Below are 21,762 nucleotides of genomic sequence, written 5' to 3'. Positions count from 1 at the left end.
AGGTGCCTGGATGGAAAATCCGACGGTGTATATGCTGCCCAAGATGATTGAGAACAATAAATTCAATGAGCTGTTATCCGATTCCATTGAGAACAAGGGATGGGAAGTGAAACAGTTTACCAAAAGAGATCTAATCAAACTGAAAAAAAATGATGTGCTGCATTTTCATTGGCCTAGCTTCTATTACAGGGGTTCTTCCGTGCTGACAACAGTGATCAAATCGATTCTATATGTATTGATGATTTGTTTTGCACGCTTGCGCGGGGCCAAATTGTTCTGGACGGTGCACAACATCTGGCCACACAACAGCGGCAAGACGCGATTCGATTATTGGATGAGAAAAATACTGGTCCAAAATTGCTCCAAGCTGATTGTCATGGGTAAACCCTTGATCTCGGAAATCTGTTCGACGTTTGGGATTGATTCCAGCCGGATCGAGGTTATACCACATGGACATTACAAGGGAGTGTATCAGGGAAAAGGGGTGAATATCCGCTCCCGGTTTGGCATCCCGGAGGATAGTTATGTGTATGCGTTCTTCGGTCAGGTGTCGCCGTACAAGGGCGTGGATGATTTGCTGGAGGCATTCAAGGATCTGGATTCCGAACAAGCCCATCTGTTGATTGCCGGTAAAAAGGTAAAGGATTATGACCTTGGAGATGAATTTCTCAAGAGTGGACATATTCATACTCATTTTCATTTCATCGAAGATGATGAATATTCGGATTATTTTGATGCAGTCGATTCGATCATTCTTCCATACAAGCAAATTGCGACTTCAGGCAGTGCAATTCTGGCATTGACCTTCTGTAAACCGGTGGTGGCACCACGGATTGGATTGTTGGAGGAATATCTGCCTGAAGATTGTGCCGTGCTCTACGAACCTTCCGATCCGGATGGATTGCTTAAAGCGATGAATATGATCCGGTTAAAACAATCGGAGTTTCAGGAAGGCAGTAGTTTTGTCAAAGCGTTGGAGCGGCTGGATTGGCCAGTGATTGCCCAAAGGACACTTACCCTGTACTCCAGTTAGTGCAGATGAACGGGTGGACCTAATTGAAAAATATGGGGATGAAATGATGAAGGTAACCGTCGCGATCTGTACGTATAACCGTGCACAGGATGCGGTAGAGGCCATACGAAGTGCAATACAACAGAATTACGCAAGCAGCGACTATGAGATCATACTCATTGATAACAATTCAAAAGACAATACACGGGAAGTCGTGCTTCAAACCATCTTGCAGCATGAGAACCATTCGATCCGTTATGTGTTGGAAGAAAAGCAAGGCTTGTCTGTTGCCCGTAACCGGGCCATTCACGAGGCGCGCGGCGAGTATATCCTTTTCCTTGACGATGATGCCTTTGCTTGCAGGGACTGGATTCACCAGATCGTTAGTGTGTTTGAGATGAATGAAAATATCGGTTGTGTTGGTGGCAAGATTGATCCGATCTGGGAAGTACCTGAGCCAATGTGGATTCCACCGGAGAACAGGTCGCTATTCACCATTCTGGATTTTGCAGATGAAGTCACTGAAATGAAAAGTCCTTATATTCCATTTGGTGCAAATGTGGCTTTTCGTTTATCTGTCTTTGATCAACTGGCTCCCTTCCGTGAAGATCTTGGAAGAGTGGGGAATAATCTTCTCTCCAGTGAAGAGAGTGAGTTAATTGCAAGAATACGGACAAAGTTCAAGGTATATTACACGCCGTACGGCGCGGTACAACATAAAGTAGCCAAAGAGCGAACGACAAAGAACTGGTTTCTGCGCCGAATCTATTGGCAAGGTGTGAGTGATGCTATTCGTGATCAGGATCGTGGTGTTGTGCGTACGGCCAAACATGGCATCAAGCTTGCACAGGGGATCACAACCTCACTGATCTACATTTATAATGCAGATCGGTTCACACGTCAGCTTGCCAAAGTATGTTACCGAAACGGCATGATTGTTGGGTCGCTTCGTCAAAACAGTAAGGGATGAGGATCGCTATGGCGCAAGTTGCACTTCGCAAAGTATTCAGAGGAAACGGCTTAATGAGTGCCATATTTCAGACAAGTGGAACCAATCTGCTGGTCATGACACTGACGATGTTGTCTTCCATTTTGACGTCACGCATGTTCGGCGTAGAGGGAAAGGGTGCATTCTCGGCCATCCTGTTCTGGCCAGCGCTCTTAACCGGATTGGTCGGATTTGGACTACCAACTTCTATCATTTATAACATCAAACAGAGCGCAACCGAGAAGAGTGCACAGTATGTTCGGTTAAGCTTTCTTTTTCAAGTTCCGGTGTGCATTATCATTGGCATTGTTGCCTGGTTTGGATTGCCTTTCTGGCTCTCCAGCTTTCCGCTGGAGGTCGTGCAGATATCCAGATGGTATACGATTGCTACCGTTCCTGTACTTATTGTCATCAATCTCATATCAGCTCTCTCGCAGAGTCGGGAGAAATTCGCTGTATATAATGGTATCCGGTTAATGATCCCCCTGTTTAATGTAGGCGGGCTTTTTGTGTTATGGGGCCTGGGCATGCTGAGCATTCAGCTCGCGGCTGCGATCTATTTTGTAACCAGCTTCTCAGTGGTGGCGTGGGCTATCTATGCCAACCGTAATGAATTAAAACTGAGATGGTTCAAGGATCGGGTGGATCAGAGTTCGGCCAAGAAGCTTTTTGGTTATGGCAGCAGGGTGTATGGTGTTGAATTGTTAGGAACGCTGTATACCCAGTTTGATAAAATCATTATTTTGGCTTTGCTCACCCCGCGTGATTTTGGACTGTATTCCGTCGTATTTGCGTTATCCCGAATCTACAATGCGGTTCAGACGGCGATTAGCAATGTTGTTTTTCCAAAAGTGACTGGATTGCCCCAAGAGCAGATTATTCGAACAGTTGGCAGAGCCTTCCGCATCTCGCTCATGGTCATGATGATCATTGTAATACCCACCATGTTTGTGGGGAACTACCTGATGGGTCTTCTGTTTGGCTCCGAATTTTTGGAAGCGAGCGTAGCATTTTATATTTTGGCTGTGGAATGCATTATTGGTGGTGGCTCCTGGATTCTGGCATCCGCATTTAATGCACTTGGTCGGCCTGGACTTGTGATGATCAGACAGCTCATTGCACTCTCGGTGACGGTGGCTTTGTTCTTTGTATTCACCCCGCTGTGGGGGCTCAACGGAATTGCGATTGCTTTATTGATCGGGTCCATTGTACGAATGGTGGTTACTGTGGCTGCGATGAAGATTGTATTTAAGGTGAAGTTTGCCGCCATGTTCTATGACAAGGAAGATCTGACGTTTCTCTATGAACGGTTAAATAAAAAAAGAAGAAGAGTCACCCAAGGAGGAGATGGAGATGCTGGGCACTAACAATATTCATCCAATGGAAGAGTTGAAGGGACATTTACGTCAGATTTTGAAGGTCATTCCACCGCGTACCGAAATCTATTATTTGGATTACCCGGTGCATAGCAATGGTGGCGACTTGTTGATTATGAAAGGTACTGAGGCTTTCTTCCGGGACAATGATATTCATGTACGTGCCAGATACAGCATTCTGGATTGCCCTTTGTCCCTCAAGGTACCGGAAGGTATAACGATTGTGTTGCACGGGGGAGGTAACTTTGGTGATCTGTACCCTGCCCATCAGAAATTGAGAGAGCGCATGATTGCCCAGCATCCGAATCACCGGATTGTCATTCTGCCTCAGACGATGTTTTACAAGAGTGATATTGAATTGAAAAAGACAGCCCAAGTATTCAATCGTCATAAGGATGTACACTTTTTTGTCCGGGATACCTTATCTTATGAGATAGCCAGTAAAGAATTTCAACAAACCAATGTGTATCTATCTCCGGATATGGCGCATCAGTTATGGCCTCTTAAGTCCAAGAGCAAGCCTACTGCAGAGATGTTGTATTTCTTTCGTAAAGACATTGAGAAAACTCAGAATCAGGTGCATTACGAATCCGTCAGTGGATCTAAGGCCACGTTTAAAGACTGGGAGACATTGTACAACCGGGTAGACCGGAAGATCATTCGGATGATTACATCCCGGTTAAAGTCAGGGAAAGGCAGCTCTTTTGCCCGCTGGTTGTGGTACAAATACTCTGATCGGATGGTACATACGGCCATTAAGGAATTCAATCAATACCAAACCATCACGACATCCCGTCTGCATGGACATATTCTGGCCTGTCTCCTGGATCAACCGAACATCCTGCTGGATAATTCATACGGCAAGAACTCGAATTATTATGCAGCTTGGACCAAGAGCAATCCGGCAGGCAGACTGGAATCCAATCAGACCAGCACATATAACAAACCAACCGAGACCGGCAAGGGAGCAAGTACGGTTGTGTTATCGGATGGTGCAGCCCTATGAGAAGTATTCTGTTATCCGGCGGTTCTGGCAAGCGTCTCTGGCCGTTATCCAACGATTCCAGATCCAAGCAATTTCTTAAAGTTCTTCATGGGCCAGAGGGAAATCCGGAATCCATGGTACAGCGGGTATGGGGACAGCTGAATCATGCCGGACTTGCATCAGAGGCGCTTATTGCGACCAGTTTGCCACAGGTGGAGATTCTGACTTCTCAGCTGGGAGACGATGTGAGACTGGTTGTGGAGCCCGAGCGCAGAGATACGTTTCCTGCGATTGCGCTGGCAGCCTCCTATCTGTATTCCGTAGAGAGTGTGAGTCTGAATGAGACGATTGCAGTGTTGCCTGTAGATCCCTTTGTTGAGAAAGAATTCTTCGAAGTGCTGGCAACCTTACCGGAGATGCTTGATAAGTCTGGTGCTGATCTGGCCTTAATGGGAGTTGTGCCCACATACCCGTCAGAGAAGTACGGATACATCATTCCGCAATCCCAATCTTCCAGTGAAAATAACAATGAATACGTGAATGTAGCGAAGTTTCAGGAGAAACCCTGCGAATCCGATGCGGTCCTCATGATTGAGCAGGCCGCATTATGGAATTGCGGGGTTTTTGCTTTTAAACTTGGTTATTTGATTAATCTGCTCATTGAGATGGAACTGCCGATCCAGTATGACGAGATGCTGAAGCAATACGGAAGATTGAACAAGATTAGTTTTGATTACCAGGTTGTCGAGAAGGCAAATCAGATTATTGCTATTCCGTATAACGGCTTCTGGAAAGATCTAGGCACGTGGAACACACTCACGGAAGAGATGGGAAGCTCGGTTGTAGGAAAAGGGTGGATTACGGGAGATTCCCTGAATACCCACCTGGTCAATGAATTGAACATTCCGGTTGCCATATTGGGCTTGTCGGATGTGGTGGTCGCCGTGAGTCCGGATGGCATTCTGGTCAGTGACAAAGAAGCCAGCCCACGGATCAAGGAAATCTTGAAGAACGAGGATCAACGCCCCATGTATGAGGAGCGCAGGTGGGGTTGCTACCGGGTTCTGGATTACACAAGAAACGAAGCTGGCGGCGAGGTTCTCACCAAACGAATCTGCATCAGTGCCGGGAAAAACCTGAGTTATCAATACCATTTGCTTCGCAATGAGGTATGGACGGTTGTATCGGGAACTGGGGAATTGATTCTGAATGGGCAGAGCCGAATGATTGGGCAAGGAGATACGGTGATCATTGACCGGAGTATGCTTCATTCCGTCAGAGCCGTTACGGAACTGGAGATCATTGAAGTACAGATCGGCAGTCAGCTGATTGAGGAAGATATCGTTAGAGTGTCTACCGAATGGCAGGACATTGTTCAGACATATGTGAAGCACGCGTAACCAACACATTAGAACATGGGGGAGATTATGGAATGAATATTACGGTGATTGGCACAGGGTATGTGGGTTTGGTATCGGGCGTATGTTTTTCGGAACTGGGAAATAACGTGATCTGTGTCGACAACAATGTGGAAAAAGTGAATATGTTAATGGACGGTCATGTTCCGATCTATGAACCGGGTCTGAAGGATATCATGAATGCCAATATGAAAGCAGGAAGGCTGTCCTTCACCACCAACATTCAGGATGCTATCAGTCGTTCGGATATCATCATTATCGCGGTGGGTACGCCATCCCTGCCTAATGGCGAAGCAAATCTGAGCTTTATTGAGCTTGTCGCGCGAGAAATAGGTTCTTATATGGATAATTATAAAATAATAATGACTAAAAGCACTGTTCCTGTCGGAACTAACGATCGTATTCAGGAATGGATCAGCAGTTTGACGAATCATCCATTCGACATGGCATCGGTACCGGAGTTCCTGCGAGAAGGTACCGCTGTCCAGGATACGCTCTATCCTGACCGGATAGTCATTGGGACACATAGTGAGCGAGCAGTCGCCACGTTGAAAGAGCTGCATCAGCCATTAACCGATCAGATTATTGTTACGGATATTCGCTCGGCCGAAATGATTAAATATGCATCCAACGCTTTCCTGGCAACCAAGATCTCATTTATCAACGAAATCTCTAACATCTGTGAAAAAGTAGGAGCAGATGTCAGCCGTGTTGCCGAAGGCATGGGCTATGACAGACGAATCGGTGCCTCCTTCCTCAAGGCAGGCATTGGTTACGGAGGTTCCTGTTTCCCTAAGGATACACAAGCTCTGATTCAAATTGCAGGTAATGTGGATTATGACTTCAAACTGCTGAAGTCCGTGGTGGAAGTGAACAAAGATCAACGCTTCAACGTCATTCGTAAACTGGAAGACGCACTAGGCTCACTCGAAGGGAAGGAGATTGCCATCTGGGGGCTCGCTTTCAAACCGGATACCGATGACGTTCGTGATGCTCCGGCGATTGAGATCATTCAACGTTTGCTTGAGCAGGGAGCAGTGATTCGGGCATATGACCCCATCGCTACCGAGAACTTCCGCAAAGAGGTGGATTCCCCATCCATTACGTGGGAAGAGCGTGCCATGAAAGCGGCGGAAGGTGCTGATGCACTCTGTGTTCTGACGGAATGGAAAGAGTTTATGGAGGTTAATCTGACTGATTTGGCAGCGCATATGAATCAACCCATCCTGATTGATGGAAGAAACATCTACGGAGAAGATCAGATTAAAGATACGTCCTTCCAATACTACTCCGTTGGTCGTCCAGGTCTAACCAATATCGATGGTAGAAAAACGGCAGTCATCTAACGGAGGCCATAACATGAGACGCGGGATCAAAATAACATTAGGTGCCATTTCCCTTGTTGCAGTTGTCATGATTGGATATTCTGTGTATCTGTATTCGCATGTTAAATCAGCGGCGGATCAAATGTATGAACCCCGGGAACCCATCAAGCAGGTATCCATTGTAGACCAGCGGGGTGGGGGATATTTCCCTGTGGATATGGAGAATGAAGAACCTTTTAATGCTTTGATTCTGGGTGTGGATGAACGTTCCAATGATCGGGGGCGCTCCGACACCATGATTGTATTAAGTGTTAATCCTGCGAAAAAATCCGCACTTATGTTTAACATTCCCCGAGATACCAGAACGAATATTGTTGGTCACGGCACGGAGGATAAGATCAACCATGCCTATGCTTTTGGGGGCATTAACATGTCTGTGCAGACCGTGGAACAATTGCTCAACGTTCCCATACATTACTACATGAAAGTGAATATGGAGGGCTTTGCACAAGTCATCGACATGGTGGGTGGAGTGGATGTGAATAACCCGTTTGCATTTGACTATGAGGGTTACCAGTTCGAGCAAGGGAATATTCATCTGGATGGTGAAGCTGCTTTGGGATTTTCGCGGATGCGTTATGATGATCCGAAGGGAGATCTCGGGCGGAATGACCGCCAGCGGGAGATCATCAAACAAGTGCTGAAGAATACGGTCCAGGTATCCAACGTATTGCAACTGGAGACGTTGCTGGACGAAGTCAGTGCTCACGTCAGAACCGACGTTACCTTTGATGAGATGAAGCAGATGTTCTCCAATTATCGTTCGGTACTGGATCATATTGAATCCGTTGAGATTAAAGGCACGGGCAAGAAAATAGACGGAGTGTATTACTATATCGTGGAACAATCGGAACGAGATAGGATACATCAGATGATTGAAGAACATTCAAAATGATCGGATAGGGCGGTGAACCAGATGCGTATCTCCAGGCTAATGAAATTGTCCCTGATTGTGCTACTAATGTATATGCTCATGATACCGGCAAGTACAAATTATGTTCAATCAGCTCAAAACTATCAATGGAATAATATACCTATTGGTGGTGGGGGGTACGTTACAGGGGTGGTAATTCATCCGACTGAGCCTGATCTGGTTTACGCTCGAACTGACGTTGGAGGAGTATATCGGTTGGATACAGCTTCAGGAGATTGGGTTCCACTACTGGATCATTTTGGAGATGAGGACAGCAATCTGTACGGCGTGGATGGAATTGCGCTGGATCAGCAAAACCCTAATGTCGTGTATATCGCTGCTGGGAAGTACGGGAACGTGGGGCCGAGTGATATTCTGAAATCCACAGATCGGGGAGAGACCTGGACTCGAACCGGACTTAATCTTCGGAATGAATCAAATGGAAATATCCATCGAGCCATGGGAGAGAGCATCGCGGTTAATCCCACGAACTCCAATTACCTGCATGTGGGTACACGATATGATGGATTGTACACTTCCAGTGATGGTGCAGCCACATGGAACAAGGTATGGGATGTACCTAGCGGACTGTCCGGTGAGGGAATTCGGAGTGTAGCTTATGGATTGAATCCCGTGACGAAGCAAGGTCAAGTTGTGTATGCGGGGGTTCGCGGCATTGGTGTGTACAGCAAAGCACCAAGAAGCAATGGGCAGACCACTTGGCAACTTACCGGGAGAAGTCCCGAATATCCTGCACGTATGACTGTGGCGAAGAACGGGACGTTGTATGTGACCACGGATAATCAGGGCGTCTACAAGTTCAATGGTGTGCAGTGGACAAATATAACACCCAGCTCCAGTTACTCATCTTATTATGGAATCACGATTGATCCCAATAATGATAATCACATCCTGGCAGCCGTTCGAACAGGCGGGGATAATCTGCCACTGTATCGTTCCGTTAATGGCGGACAGAGTTGGACCACAGTGAGCAAAACGCTGGTATCCAAACCGTCATGGTGGACACCCAACATGTTTTTCTCAGCGACATCCAGTATCAAGTTTGATCCACATAATCCGGGCACCGTATACGCTACAGACTGGTTTGGCGTGTACAAGACGGAAAATATCAATGGTACCACTGGATTGACTGGCAATACAGCGAGTACTTGGGAAGCCATTACCGATGGTCATGAAGAAGTCGTCGCACTTACGGCATCCACACCACCTCAGGGTGTTTCATTCTTTAGTGGTTTAACGGATCAAGTCGGATTTAGACATGAAAATGTAACCGATGTTCCTCTTAATAAAATCCCGCTCGCAGGTATGCGAGAAATTGTGAGTATTGACTATCACGAGGCAAATCCGAATTACATGATATTTCTGGGAAGCAGTGACTGGTATGGTACCACCACACGTTTATTTGTCTCTTCCAATAACGGAGTTACAGTAACTCCAATGAATGTTCCGGCTGGCTCCAAACTGGGGAGGGTCGCCTATTCAGCCATTAATCCAAATGTAATTGTTTATTACCCCCAGACCGGTAATCCGGTCAGAAGCACGAATCGTGGTGCAACATGGCAAAATATGAATGGTGCCCCTTTTCAGGCCATCGGGGGGAATATGGTCTTTGCCTATAATCATCCACTGGCTGCGGATCGCATCAATGGATATAAATTTTATATGTATGCTGCTGGTTATCTGTATCGGTCTACGGATGCAGGTGCCAACTGGTCCAAAGCGAATACGGTTCGCCTTCCGATTAATACGGATATCAATACAAGCTTCATTAAAGTCGAGGCTGCACCTGGCGTGGCGAATAATGTATGGGTGAGTCTGGGAACCGATGGATTATATGCATCAACGAATTCGGGAAATACATTTTCCAAGATCCAGGGTGTGCAGAATTCTAAATTATTTGCCTTTGGTAAAGCTCAGCCCGGCAGATTGGTTCCAGCTGTCTATGTATATGGCACCGTAAATAACGTGAATGGATTCTTCCGTTCCGATGATATGGGGATAACCTGGAACAATATAGGTCCTTTAGGTAATGGAATCGGGCTGGGCAATGAACCGCAAATTATGGCGGCAGACCGTCAAATCTATGGTCAGGTATATGTAGGTACAAATGGCAGAGGCATGTATGTTGGATCAATAGAATAACGAGAGAGATATGAAAGTGGTGAAGATCAAAATGATGGAGGAGGGCTCCGGGCGCACGAGACAAAAGCATGTAGGAAGAACATACGGATTTCTCATTGCTCTGCTGTTGATTGTGATCTGGATTCTGGTTATCTGGTCCATGTCCACGCAATCCTCTCAACAGCAAGACATTCAGCCTTGGCTTCATAAATGGTCTCAAAAATTGCACATCGGTTTTACACTTCCTGATGTGCAATTCACTTACGGGGAGTATGAGTATTCGCTGAAGCAGCGGCCGTATGATTTTGCAGAGTTCGTCTTTCGCAAGAGTGCTCACTTATTTGTATACGCTGTGCTCGCCGTGCTTGTGTACGGCGGGCTGCGGTACAGAAGAACATCCCTTGTGACCAGTATCGTTTCTGCTCTGGTTCTGGTGTTTGTTATAGCCTCCATTGATGAGTATATTCAGCAGTTCAGCCCGGACCGGACAAGCTCGATACGTGATGTTGGAGTAGACTTGCTCGGCGGATGCTGTGGGATTGCCATATATGCAGGACTTCAGTCCATGATCCGAAGGATCAGAAAAGGAAAGCGTACTTCCATTCACAGCGAGTGATTTCCCAGGAAATTAGATGTATCGTTCAACTTCTACTTGTCTGCTATCCATCATAAGTATGGAGTAGGACAAGGAGGACTGGACATGCTGCGAAGAAGGAACCGGAATGCTTTGCTCAAAAAGATCGGCTTCATCGCGATCATTGTATTATTGCTGTGGTTGATTGCCAGAACCATTCCGTATTTGTTTCAGGCAGATACATCGGATGAAGCTGCTGCTGTTGCCGAAGAGTTTTACAAATATGAGCAGACGGGTGACTTCGGCAGTTCATGGGAACTCTTTCATCCCCTGATGAAAGAGCGGTTTCCCAAGAGTGCTTACGTACAGAACAGAGCACATATATTTATGCAGCACTTTGGCGTGGAAACGTTTGAGCTGGAGATGGAAAAGCCGGAGCGCGAGTTCGATGTAACCGTGATCGATGGCGTTAAGCCATTTTCTGAAGCCTACAGAATCCGGGTCACCCAGAAGTACTCAGGTACCTTTGGCCAATTCGATATTGTGCAGACCTGTTATCTGGTAGAGGATGGCGATGAGTGGACCTTACTTTGGTATTATCCAAATCAGAAAAACGAGGATACCTCGCAGGTCGACAATAGTGACTGATCAGGAAATAGTATTAACCCATACATTGAACCGAATTGTATCATTTACCTAACATGAGGCTCCATAAATGCGAGACTTTTGTCGCATTTTTGGAGCTTTTTTTGTGTTTTGCTTGTTTTTATAGCTTTAAAGCCTTGACATTAGTCCCGGTGTCAAGTAAATTACGAGATAGATACAAAATGTATCAATTTTCAGCGTCTAACGACAAATAACAAGGACTTCTAAGCTCCTTGTGAGGGGAAGGAATATCATTGATCGAAACGGGCCGCTTTTACTGTGTCAGTTGTGGGATGATTGTGTCGGTCACTAGAAGCTCTGTCGAAATGAAGGAAGAGGGCAATGGAGGCAATCACGTATTTCGCACCGGATTCTACCGGAGTGAAATGCCGCTTGGATGCTGTGAAGCGTGTGTAGTTGAAGCGAAACGTCAGGGGAAATCCCAGTTTGCGGGACAATATACTAAAGATTATGATACACTATGTGCATATGAGAAACGGGCATGAATGATGTGCTCGTCCATGAAGGAGGGGATTGAATGCAGCAGGAGCCAGTCGTCCGGATTCAGGGCGTCAGCAAGATCATATCCTCCCGATCATTGGTCAGCGACCTGACTCTGGATATTTCTCCGGGGCAGGTTTTTGGTTTTTTAGGACCTAATGGCGCGGGAAAAACAACGACGATTCGAATGATGGTTGGACTGATGTCCATCAGTAAAGGTGATATTTTCATCTCGGGACACAGTGTGAAAAATGAATTTGAGCAGGCGGTAGCCCAGGTAGGAGCTATTGTGGAAAATCCGGAAATGTACAAGTTTCTGACCGGGTACCAAAATCTCGTTCACTTTGCCCGCATGTCGCCGGGAGTTACGAAGGAACGTATTGCGGAAACAATTGAGCGTGTGGGGCTCACAGCCCGTATTCACGATAAGGTCAAAACCTATTCACTTGGCATGCGCCAGCGTCTGGGGGTCGCGCAAGCGATATTACATAAACCGAAGCTGCTTGTACTGGATGAGCCGACCAATGGTTTGGACCCACAGGGTATACGGGAACTGAGAGATTATTTGCGTCAGCTCACCCAAGAGGAAGGCATTACGGTCTTTGTATCCAGTCATTTATTGTCGGAGATGGAGCTGATGTGTGATACCGTAGCCATCATCCAGAACGGCAAGTTGATTGATGTAAGAAACCTTCGGGCTGAAGCCGGTTCGGATGCATTAATCGAAGTTGCTTTTGAGCTGAATGATGCTGACCGCGCTGCGGATCTGATTCAGGGTGCTATCGTACAGGGCAATGTCCTGGTGGTGCGAGTGTCTCGTGAGCAGATTCCGGATATCAATGCCAAGCTAGTTAGCGAAGGGTTTCAGGTATACGGTATTCGTAACGTGACTCACACCCTGGAAGAACAATTCTTGCAAGTCACTGGGGGTGGAGGCATTGGGTAGTTTTGGTAATCTGATATTGAACGAGAATATGAAAATTTTCCGTCGTCCCCGTACCTGGATCATGTTATCAATTCTGGCGCTGATCTCGCTATTAATGCCAGTGTTACTGCGAGAAGGGATGGGGTCCAATGAAGTTTTGTACTGGGAAGCGGCTGTAACGACCATCCAGATTACGTTTTTCCTGAACACGATCTTCTGTGTCGTGATTGCAGCGGAATCGGTTGCGGGCGAATTTACCTGGGGAACCATTAAGCTGTTGCTGATCCGTCCATGGTCACGAAGCAAAGTTCTTGCTTCCAAATATCTGACCGTCGTTGGCTTCAGTATTGTCAGTACATTGCTGATCATCGCGATGGCCATGCTAACGTCTTATATCCTTTTCTCGCATGATGCTCCGGGAGGAAGCGGTAGTCCGGCTACGAATGCTCTGACGTTATGGGGATATTTGTACGTTGATCTGTTCATTACGCTTGCGATTGCCTTTATGGTGTCCTCCGTATTTCGTTCAGGTGCACTTGCGATTGGATTATCTCTGTTCATTATGTTCTCACAGAGTATCTTCTCACTCATATTCAATCCGGTCCGTTATGAGTGGGCCAAGTATGTTCTATTCAACAACATGGATCTTAGCAAATACATGACCTCCGGGGCAGATTTTGCGCTAATGGGTGGTCCGAGTGCAGGAATGACACTGGGTTTCTCCATTGCAGTTCTGGCGGTGTATTACGTTATTTTCATGGTGATTTCCTGGGTTGTATTCAGCAAAAGAGATGTGGCAGGCTAACGCCTGCTTCTTTTTTTTGCTCCAATGTTTGTTTTGGAAAGAAAATAAGTGTATATTCAGCATCGCCTGTGGCATGACTGTCATTTAAGGGTACTTAGTATCATAAGTAAATGACTAGATATACATATGAACGCCGCAGTCACTTTGGCAGAGCAGCGCATGGAGGGATCACGTTTCTTGATAAATAACAAGTTCTACCGCATATGCACAGCGATTATTCTGCTGCTGCTCATCGTGTATCTGGGGGAAAAAGTGAACTTTATTTTCAGCCCGCTGACCTCACTGATTCACATCATCATCATTCCGCTGCTGATTGCTGGTTTCTTCTATTATCTGTTGCGCCCGCTCGTCGATTATATGGAAAGGCATAAGATCAAACGTGCATTGTCAGTTCTGATTATTTATGTCGTAATTGCACTAATACTTGCAGGTTTTAGTGTGCTTGTATGGCCTTCCCTGCGTGAACAATTGATGAATTTCGTAGAGAATGCTCCAGCGTTGGTTACTTCACTCAGCGATCAGTTGAATGCACTTGAAAAGAGCAATGTTGTATCCAGATACCTGCCTGATGATTCCAATCTATTCTCACGTTTATCCGATGTTCTGAGTCAAGGGATCACTCAGGTAACCAATTATGTCTCCGGGTTATTCTCCGTGGTATCCAATCTGGTTATTATTCTGGCAACGTTCCCGATCATGTTGTATTACATGCTCAAGGAAGGCAGCAAGTTTGGAACGAATCTGACCTTATTGTTGCCAAGACATTATCGGAAGGATGGGGAAGAAACCGTCCATGAGATTGATGAAGCACTAAGTAACTATATTGTTGGCCGGGTTATTGTTAATGTAGCCTTGGGGATTCTGATGTACATCGGTTTTCTCATCTTAGGTTTGCCTTACGCATTGTTGCTGACGGTTGTATCCATTATTCTGAACTTCATCCCTTATGTGGGTGCTTTGCTGGCAGCTATTCCGGTTGTCATTGTTGCGTTTATCGAATCACCTTCGATGGCGATCTGGTCACTGGTCATCATTGTAATCGCACAGCAAATTCAGGATAACCTGATCTCACCGTATGTCTATGGCAAACAGCTCGATATTCATCCACTGACTACCGTTATCCTTTTGCTCGTGGGTGCTGACCTGGGAAATATCTTGGGTATGATCATCGTGATTCCCCTATATATGATTTTGAAAATTATAGTTCGCAAAATCCATTATCGGATTGTCGAAGATAAGACTGAAACTTAAATGGAATTTGAAATACAACGCTATCATGTGCCACTACTAATGTTTGTTCTTGAATCACATCGATAAGCTCAACAGGATAAGCCGCATATCAATGGTGAAGGGGCAGGTAAGTTTGCCCTCGCCATTGGTATGCGGCTTTTTTTCATACATATTGCTCACTCATGTTATACCTGTTATACTTGATATATAACAGACAACAAAAGAAGGTGAACCCTTGATTATTCAACTGGATATGCAATCCGAACTTCCCATCTATTCGCAACTTGTTTATCAAATTATTGAAGGTATTGCTAGTGGTGAGTTACAGCTAGGTGAGGCGTTACCTTCGGTTCGGAATTTGGCCGCAGATATCGGTGTTAACCTTCACACCGTCAATAAGGCTTATACACTACTCAAGCAAGATGGATACATTCTGGTTCATAGACAAAAGGGAGTTGTAGTGAACCCTGATGGAATGCCTGGTTTAACGGATGATTTTTTGAAAAAGCAGCAAAGAGAATTAAGACCGATTATTGCGGAAGCGATCTGTCGAGGAATGACCAAAGAAGAATTATCTGCGGTGTTAGACCAAATGTATGATGATGTGAAGATGGGTCACAACAAAGAGTAAAGAATCAAGGGAGTGTGTTATGTATGCAGCTATTTAGTATATTACCTATCATTTTAATCTTTGCTCCATTAGCCTTACTTCTATCTTTTACACCATATCTGACAAGGGAAACCATTAGCTTTGGGGTTACGGTAAGTCAATATAATTACTACACACCCATCTTACGTAAGCTAAGAAGTACGTTTGCTACAGTAAGTCTGATCGGAAACGGGATGATTATACTTGTCTGTCTGTATTTTCTCCGATCTGCTAATGAAGATGCTACCGCAATGATTACCGGTGTTAGCACAATGATATTTATTGTGTACTGGACAGCGCTACACATCTTATTTCATTTCAAGATGAAAAAGATAAAAGGAACACTTACAACTGTAGAAGCACCTCAAAGAGTTAAAATTGATACCACCTTCCGCCAAAATAAACTCACCTATTCCAACTATTGGTTTCTCATTCACATTGCTATTATTGTTGCCATTGCGATCATTTCGATCCTGAATTATAAGGCACTACCTAACGTCATTCCAATAAAATATGATCTTCAAGGCCATGTCACTTCCAGTGTGCCTAAAACTTACCTCTCGGTACTGGCTATTAATCTTGTACAGCTAGGAATCATTGCACTTATGATGTTGGTTAACTGGAGTATTAAATCAAGTAAACAACAGCTTACTACGTCTAATCCGGGCCAATTTGCTACTGAAAATATTCAATTCCGCCGTAAATGGTCCCTATTTACGCTTGTAACAGGATTACTTCTTACCATCTTATTTGCCTTTATTCAGATCAATATGTTCGTCCCTAATCTGGTCTTGTTAACAGCTATTAGCTTCATCACTCCTGTGGTGATCGTGTTAGGTGTTGTATGGCTGTCTCTCACAGGCAGACAAGGCGGTGGCAAAATTCGTAATCAACAAGAGGATCACGAACGATCTAAGGAGCAGCCTGTGAATGACGATGATCATTGGAAGCTTGGGTTTATTTACTTCAATGCCAATGATCCTTCTTTAACCATAGAAAAGCGTTATGGAATAGGCTGGACAATTAACTTCGCTCGTCCACTATCTTGGGTCCTGTTGTTATTCATCATTGCTATTGTTGTTATAAGCATAGTCCTGAGCCAATAAATGCTCATAATGCTATGCATATAATAGATGAAATTAATTATTAGGAGGAGTTATTACAATGAACAATTGGAAAAAGCTATTACTTTCTCTTACTTTCGTAGGTCTCATCCTTCCGGTAACATCCATCTCAGAAGCTGCTGAAAAATCCGCTGGTAGTGAAAATCTTGTTCCTATTCGTGAGATTGCAGAAAAGAATGGGGCAGAGGTATCTTGGCAACAAAAGACAGGAGAAATCACAATACGAAAAAGTGAGCTTACGATTGTAGTTAAGGTAGGAGAGAAACAGGCGATGGTGAATGGGCAAGCCATATCCTTAGACAATCCTGTTCAGTTAACGAAAGGAACTACCTATATGGATGGGGCATTTCTTTCCGAGACGCTGAAGGCAGCACCTGAGGATATATTCATTTCCCTTATTAGTGAGGGCGATGGCAAGGAGGCTGCCAAGTATGTTCATACCTCTGTGAGTGGAGTGTTGTCACCCACGTTGTTGAGTCAGCTGTGGGGAGCTTTAGAAGGACAAAATGGCAAAATTACAAGTGAAGCCATAGCTAAGCATGTAGAAAATAATACAGTGCATCGCAATGTTACCTATACGTTCAAAACAGAGCTAACTCCTTTAAATATTACGGTCAGAATGAATCATAACGGACTTGTGGATGATTTGCATATTGCCGCCGCTACGCCAGATGTGTATCAAAAACCAAGCTACGACGACCCATCTACCTATACAGAACAAGACATTACGGTTGGTCAGGGTGATTTAGCTTTGCCAGGGACATTAACTTTGCCCAAGGGAGAGGGACCTTTCCCGGTTGTCATTCTGGTACACGGATCTGGGCCTAGTAATCAAGATGTTGCCATTGGTGGTGCAAAGCCGTTTCGCGATCTTGCGGTAGGTTTAGCTTCACAAGGAGTTGCTGTATTAAGATACGATAAGGTCACGTATGAGCATACCTATAAGGTGGCTTCACAGCCTAAATTCACATTAAAACAAGAGAGCGTAGATCAGGTAAACGATGCAGTGGAATTGCTTAAAAAGAACACACATATTGATTCTACAGCGATTTTTGTAGCTGGACATAGTCAAGGCGGGTTTGCAATGCCGTTAATCATTGCTGAGGATAAACAACATGATATTGCAGGAAGTATTTTACTTGCTGCACCAAGTAGTAGCTTTGTGGATGTGCTTACCGAGCAGCAGGACGAATTGGTAGAGCGGATGAAGCAGCTTGGTTTAGACACGGATGTCATTCAAGGACAAGCTGATTTTTATAAAAATGTGGCTGCGATGGTTAAAGATCCAAAATATTCTGTAGATCATCTTCCTGAGGCATTTCCACTTCAACCTGCTTATTGGTGGTTTGAGCAGAGAGATTATGTGCCTGCGGAACTGGCTAAAACACAAAATACACCTATGCTTGTTATACAAGGCGAAAACGATGTACAAGTGTCTATGAATCAATTCCAAACCTGGAAATCGTCTCTTCAAGATCATTCCAATGTTACGTACAATAGCTATCCAAAGGTAAATCATCTTTTATCCAGCTATGATGGGCTTTCAATCGGTCAAGAGTACGCTGAGCCATCTAATGTCTCCAAAGCCATTATCGATGATATTGCGAAGTGGGTATTAAAATCAAACTAAAAACGGGAGTTCCATTCTTGGGTTGAATGATAACTTGGAGAAGTGACACATGGGGTGAGATATAATAAGAAGAGGAGCACTTACCCAAATAGGCAAGTGCTCCTCTTCTTATTTATAAATTTGCTTTATTTAGACCAATTGGACTCTTTCTCGTCTTCATCGGTATAATCAGACATGGTCAGTGGTTCCTTGGGAACAACGGCCACTTTGTAGAACCGATTTTTGTCTTTTTCCAGCAAAACAAAGATTAGATTCTCGAACTCATATTCTTCCTGTTCGTTCATCTCGGGACGATGGCTGTAGAGCCATCCACCAATGGTGTCCCACTCATCTGCATCCAGGCTGGACATAAACATGTCGTTCACCTTCGATAAGGAAACCTTGCCATCCATAATGACATAGTTCTCATTGATGACTTGAATATCTTCCACTTCGTCTGCGTCGAACTCGTCGCGAATCTCACCAACAATCTGCTCAAGCACATCCTCGATGGTTACAATTCCGGAAGTTCCTCCATATTCGTCGACAAGTACGGCGATATGTACGCCATCCTTCTGCATTTTCTTGAGCAAGTCCTTCACAGGAGTTGTTTCGTGAACAGCCGATACAGGCTGAATCAGGGAGGATAGATCAACAGGTTCATCGTTTCCGTAAAGTTCCAGGAAGAATTGTTTCGTATTAATGATACCGATGATATCGTCTTTACTCTCATTCACTACTGGAAAACGTGTATATTGTTCTTCACGAATGATCTCCAGGTTTTCCTCGTTTGTTCTATTCACATAAAGGCAGACCATATCGGTCCGGGGTACCATGATTTCTTTGGCTAACATCTCATCAAAAGCAAAGATCCGGCTTACATAACCGAATTCAGCTTGGTTGATTTTACCACTTTCAAAGCTTTCATTAATGATGATCTGCAACTCTTCTTCGGAGTGTGCATCTTCATGTTCAGAAGCAGGTTTGATTCCGAACAGTTTCACCAGTTGGTTCGCTGAGCCGTTTAACAGCCAGATAAAAGGATACATAATTCGGTTAAACCAGATGATAGGTGTAGACGTCAGCAGTGCAACAGTCTCGGCTTTCCGGATTGCAATCGTTTTTGGAGCGAGTTCACCAACCACAACATGCAGATACGTGATGGAAGCAAACGCGATTACAAACGATAAGAATGAAGAAACCGCCTCAGGAATTTGCAAGCTTTCAAACACAGGGTGGAGAATCTTCTCTACCGTTGGTTCACCCAGCCAGCCCAGTCCCAGAGATGTGATCGTGATTCCAAGCTGGCAGGCAGACAAATATCCGTCCAGATTGGCAACGGCTTGTTTAACAGCCAGCGCACGCTTGTTTCCTTCTGCAATCATTTGATCGATCCGGCTCGGACGAACCCGTACCAGAGCGAATTCCACTGCGACAAAAAACGCCGAAAGTCCTATCAAAAAAGCAACCAATACTAAATTTAACGCATACCTCTCACTTTCCATTCACTGCTCTTCTCCTTTAGGTAATAAGTTTTTAACGATTATTATATCTAATTTTACGTAAGAAGACCACCTCCAGACAAAGAAATGAGGAAGAGTCTGGAAGGTGAAATGAGCAGATTGGCGTCACAATGCGAATCTGCTCCATCATTAAACTGATATGTAGAAGGTAACACAGTCAGAATATACAATGAACGAAGTACAAATTTGAATTTCCAGAATCAAGTATTCCGTCTGCTTATGTAAAGTTTTATCTAAGCAAACGTTACGAATAGGGGGTACATTGGGTATCTATGATTAGCTGTATACATAATCGTCAAAGATGTGTAGGTGAGAGAAAGGCAAGGCCATGAAGCTTGCCACTTGAGGAGGAAGCCGAATGTTCTGGCTGGTCATTATATTACTCGTATTTATTTTCCAGGCAGCCACAATTCTTTTGCTGGAATTTCGTAATCCAGCTAAAGCTGTGGCTTGGCTGTTTATTTTGTTCTGCGTGCCTTTGATCGGTTTTGTGGTGTACTATTTCGTGGCGCAGGACTATAACAAACGAAAAAAACTCCGCAAGGGTGGATCGCGCATCTTCCGTGAAATGAAGGAAACGATCTGGGAACAAGCCCACATCATTGGAGATGTCGAACAGATGCCTGGCGATCGTTTCAGCCACCAGCATCGATTGTTTAACCTGTTATCCCATCTGTCGGAGAGCCCAATTACAGGTTGTAACCACAGTACGGTGCTCACAAATGGTGAAGAGGCGTTTGCGGCAATGCTGAGGGAAATGGAAAAAGCAAAGCACCATCTGCATGTGGAATTTTACATTTTCCGTGATGATGTCATCAGCACCAAGTTTCAGGATGTCATGATTCGCAAGGCACAGGAGGGCGTGAAGGTTCGGTTTATTTGTGACGGTCTCGGCAGTCACAAGATGAGCTGGAGTTTTATCCGCAAACTGCAAGATGCAGGTGTGGAGTTTCATTATTTTCTACCGCCACTGATTGCAACGATTGACCGAAGAGTCAACTACCGGAATCACCGTAAAATTGTTGTTGTGGATGGACAGGTTGGTTTCGTAGGTGGCATCAATGTAGGCGATGATTATCTTGGACAATATCCGGAGATCGGTTTTTGGCGGGATACACATGTGCAGATTGAGGGAGATGCCGTATATTTCCTGCAAAGTACATTCCTGAACGACTGGAAATTGGCTTCCGGTGAGCGAATTACCGAACCCCAACTTGCGGAATTATTTCCACCCCATATCTGTAGCGGGGAAGAACGAATTCAGATTCTGGCCAGTGGGCCGGATCAGGACTGGGATGCCATTCAGGAAATGTGTTTTGGGGCCATTTCGGTAGCTTGTGAACGGATATACATTACCACACCTTATTTTATCCCTGATCCTGCCCTGTATGAGGCACTCAAAACAGCTGCTGTCAGTGGCGTTGATGTGAAAATTATCATTCCATATCAATCCGATTCAAAGCTTGTTCATTTGGCATCCCTTTCATATGTAGAGGAACTTCTGCGAGCAGGTGTTGAGTTCTTCCAATATCGCAAAGGTTTTGTACATGCCAAAATGATGATTGTGGATGAGTTGCTTGCAACGGTAGGCACGGCCAATATGGATATGCGCAGTTTTTTTTGCAATTTTGAGTTAACGGCTGTCCTGTTCGAGTCCTCTCCGATTCGTCGTTTGATCACTGACTTTGAACGTGATCTCGGGGAATGCAGTCAGATCGATGGGGAGTTATTTCAGAAGCGTTCACGACGGCAAAAAGCCGCAGAAATGCTTTCTCGGATGCTTTCACCGCTTCTTTAGCCGATTTAGGGCAGATTTCTGAAGATAAGTTCACTTTTTGTGAATTTATCTTCTTTTTGCTAAGTATTTTGCGCAAATTTGATCTTTTATGATATAATAGATATATAAATCATGTCTTGGCGAAGGAGGGGAGTCTGCGGGAAAACAGGCTCCCTTTTGC

19 protein-coding genes are annotated in these 21,762 nt (G+C 44.9%); 18 read left to right on the top strand and 1 reads right to left on the bottom strand.

From position 1 onward, the window contains the following. Window positions 1-10 precede the first annotated feature (10 nt). From MKY28_RS19450 to MKY28_RS19370, 17 genes are all read left to right on the top strand, one after another. Window positions 11-1,033 carry a glycosyltransferase gene (locus MKY28_RS19450; RefSeq protein ID WP_340936690.1) on the top strand — a complete coding sequence of 341 codons (1,023 nt, stop codon included), beginning with the start codon at window positions 11-13 and terminating at the stop codon, window positions 1,031-1,033. A gap of 43 nt (window positions 1,034-1,076) precedes the next feature. Further along, window positions 1,077-1,982, top strand: coding sequence for a glycosyltransferase (locus MKY28_RS19445; protein ID WP_235431526.1), 906 nt, complete (start codon window positions 1,077-1,079; stop codon window positions 1,980-1,982). An 8-nt stretch (window positions 1,983-1,990) separates the two neighbouring features. After that, window positions 1,991-3,367 carry a lipopolysaccharide biosynthesis protein gene (locus tag MKY28_RS19440; protein WP_340936688.1) on the top strand — a complete coding sequence of 459 codons (1,377 nt, stop codon included), beginning with the start codon at window positions 1,991-1,993 and terminating at the stop codon, window positions 3,365-3,367. Continuing rightward, window positions 3,354-4,382 carry a polysaccharide pyruvyl transferase family protein gene (locus MKY28_RS19435; protein ID WP_047841970.1) on the top strand — a complete coding sequence of 343 codons (1,029 nt, stop codon included), beginning with the start codon at window positions 3,354-3,356 and terminating at the stop codon, window positions 4,380-4,382. Before MKY28_RS19440 ends, MKY28_RS19435 begins: the two co-directional genes overlap by 14 nt. After that, window positions 4,379-5,761, top strand: coding sequence for a sugar phosphate nucleotidyltransferase (locus MKY28_RS19430; protein WP_047841971.1), 1,383 nt, complete (start codon window positions 4,379-4,381; stop codon window positions 5,759-5,761). Before MKY28_RS19435 ends, MKY28_RS19430 begins: the two co-directional genes overlap by 4 nt. A gap of 32 nt (window positions 5,762-5,793) precedes the next feature. Continuing rightward, entirely contained in the window at window positions 5,794-7,125 is a 1,332-nt protein-coding gene (locus MKY28_RS19425; RefSeq protein ID WP_047841972.1) for a UDP-glucose dehydrogenase family protein, read from the top strand. A 13-nt stretch (window positions 7,126-7,138) separates the two neighbouring features. Beyond that, a complete protein-coding gene (locus MKY28_RS19420; RefSeq protein ID WP_340936687.1) occupies window positions 7,139-8,059 on the top strand; it encodes an LCP family glycopolymer transferase in 921 nt (306 codons plus the stop codon). 39 nt (window positions 8,060-8,098) lie between these two features. Then, the gene (locus MKY28_RS19415) at window positions 8,099-10,240 is read left to right on the top strand and encodes a WD40/YVTN/BNR-like repeat-containing protein (protein ID WP_340936685.1); all 2,142 of its coding nucleotides are present in this window, start codon (window positions 8,099-8,101) and stop codon (window positions 10,238-10,240) included. 10 nt (window positions 10,241-10,250) lie between these two features. Next, window positions 10,251-10,835 carry a VanZ family protein gene (locus MKY28_RS19410; protein ID WP_340936684.1) on the top strand — a complete coding sequence of 195 codons (585 nt, stop codon included), beginning with the start codon at window positions 10,251-10,253 and terminating at the stop codon, window positions 10,833-10,835. A gap of 84 nt (window positions 10,836-10,919) precedes the next feature. Then, window positions 10,920-11,441 (top strand): hypothetical protein, encoded by a 522-nt coding sequence (locus tag MKY28_RS19405; protein ID WP_036611303.1) that lies wholly within the window; start codon window positions 10,920-10,922, stop codon window positions 11,439-11,441. A gap of 323 nt (window positions 11,442-11,764) precedes the next feature. After that, the gene (locus MKY28_RS19400) at window positions 11,765-11,944 is read left to right on the top strand and encodes a hypothetical protein (RefSeq protein WP_036668929.1); all 180 of its coding nucleotides are present in this window, start codon (window positions 11,765-11,767) and stop codon (window positions 11,942-11,944) included. 32 nt (window positions 11,945-11,976) lie between these two features. Then, window positions 11,977-12,885 (top strand): ABC transporter ATP-binding protein, encoded by a 909-nt coding sequence (locus MKY28_RS19395; protein ID WP_036668930.1) that lies wholly within the window; start codon window positions 11,977-11,979, stop codon window positions 12,883-12,885. After that, on the top strand, window positions 12,878-13,669 hold the full coding sequence (locus MKY28_RS19390; protein WP_036611300.1) for an ABC transporter permease: 792 nt from the start codon (window positions 12,878-12,880) through the stop codon (window positions 13,667-13,669). Before MKY28_RS19395 ends, MKY28_RS19390 begins: the two co-directional genes overlap by 8 nt. A gap of 177 nt (window positions 13,670-13,846) precedes the next feature. Then, window positions 13,847-14,920, top strand: coding sequence for an AI-2E family transporter (locus tag MKY28_RS19385; protein WP_081745953.1), 1,074 nt, complete (start codon window positions 13,847-13,849; stop codon window positions 14,918-14,920). Window positions 14,921-15,134: 214 nt separating this feature from the next. Beyond that, window positions 15,135-15,530, top strand: coding sequence for a GntR family transcriptional regulator (locus MKY28_RS19380; RefSeq protein WP_036611299.1), 396 nt, complete (start codon window positions 15,135-15,137; stop codon window positions 15,528-15,530). A gap of 23 nt (window positions 15,531-15,553) precedes the next feature. Continuing rightward, window positions 15,554-16,654, top strand: a complete 1,101-nt coding sequence (locus MKY28_RS19375; protein ID WP_036668935.1) for a DUF1648 domain-containing protein — start codon at window positions 15,554-15,556, stop codon at window positions 16,652-16,654. Window positions 16,655-16,712: 58 nt separating this feature from the next. Further along, complete coding sequence (locus MKY28_RS19370) at window positions 16,713-18,302, top strand: alpha/beta hydrolase family protein (protein WP_340936682.1); 1,590 nt, start codon at window positions 16,713-16,715, stop codon at window positions 18,300-18,302. Between the two features lie 125 nt (window positions 18,303-18,427). On the opposite strand, the gene MKY28_RS19365 is transcribed toward MKY28_RS19370, so the two are convergent. Further along, entirely contained in the window at window positions 18,428-19,786 is a 1,359-nt protein-coding gene (locus MKY28_RS19365; protein WP_036668939.1) for a hemolysin family protein, read from the bottom strand. A gap of 376 nt (window positions 19,787-20,162) precedes the next feature. Between MKY28_RS19365 and cls the strand changes: the two genes are divergently transcribed. Then, on the top strand, window positions 20,163-21,602 hold the full coding sequence (gene cls, locus MKY28_RS19360) for a cardiolipin synthase (RefSeq protein WP_340936681.1): 1,440 nt from the start codon (window positions 20,163-20,165) through the stop codon (window positions 21,600-21,602). The last annotated feature ends 160 nt before the right edge of the window (window positions 21,603-21,762 follow it).

Origin of the sequence: Paenibacillus sp. FSL R5-0473, assembly GCF_038004565.1 — a bacterium.
Classification (GTDB): Bacteria; Bacillota; Bacilli; order Paenibacillales; family Paenibacillaceae; genus Paenibacillus; species Paenibacillus amylolyticus.
Note: the sequence above shows the minus strand (reverse complement) of the source record. Positions and strands in the feature narration are given on the sequence as shown.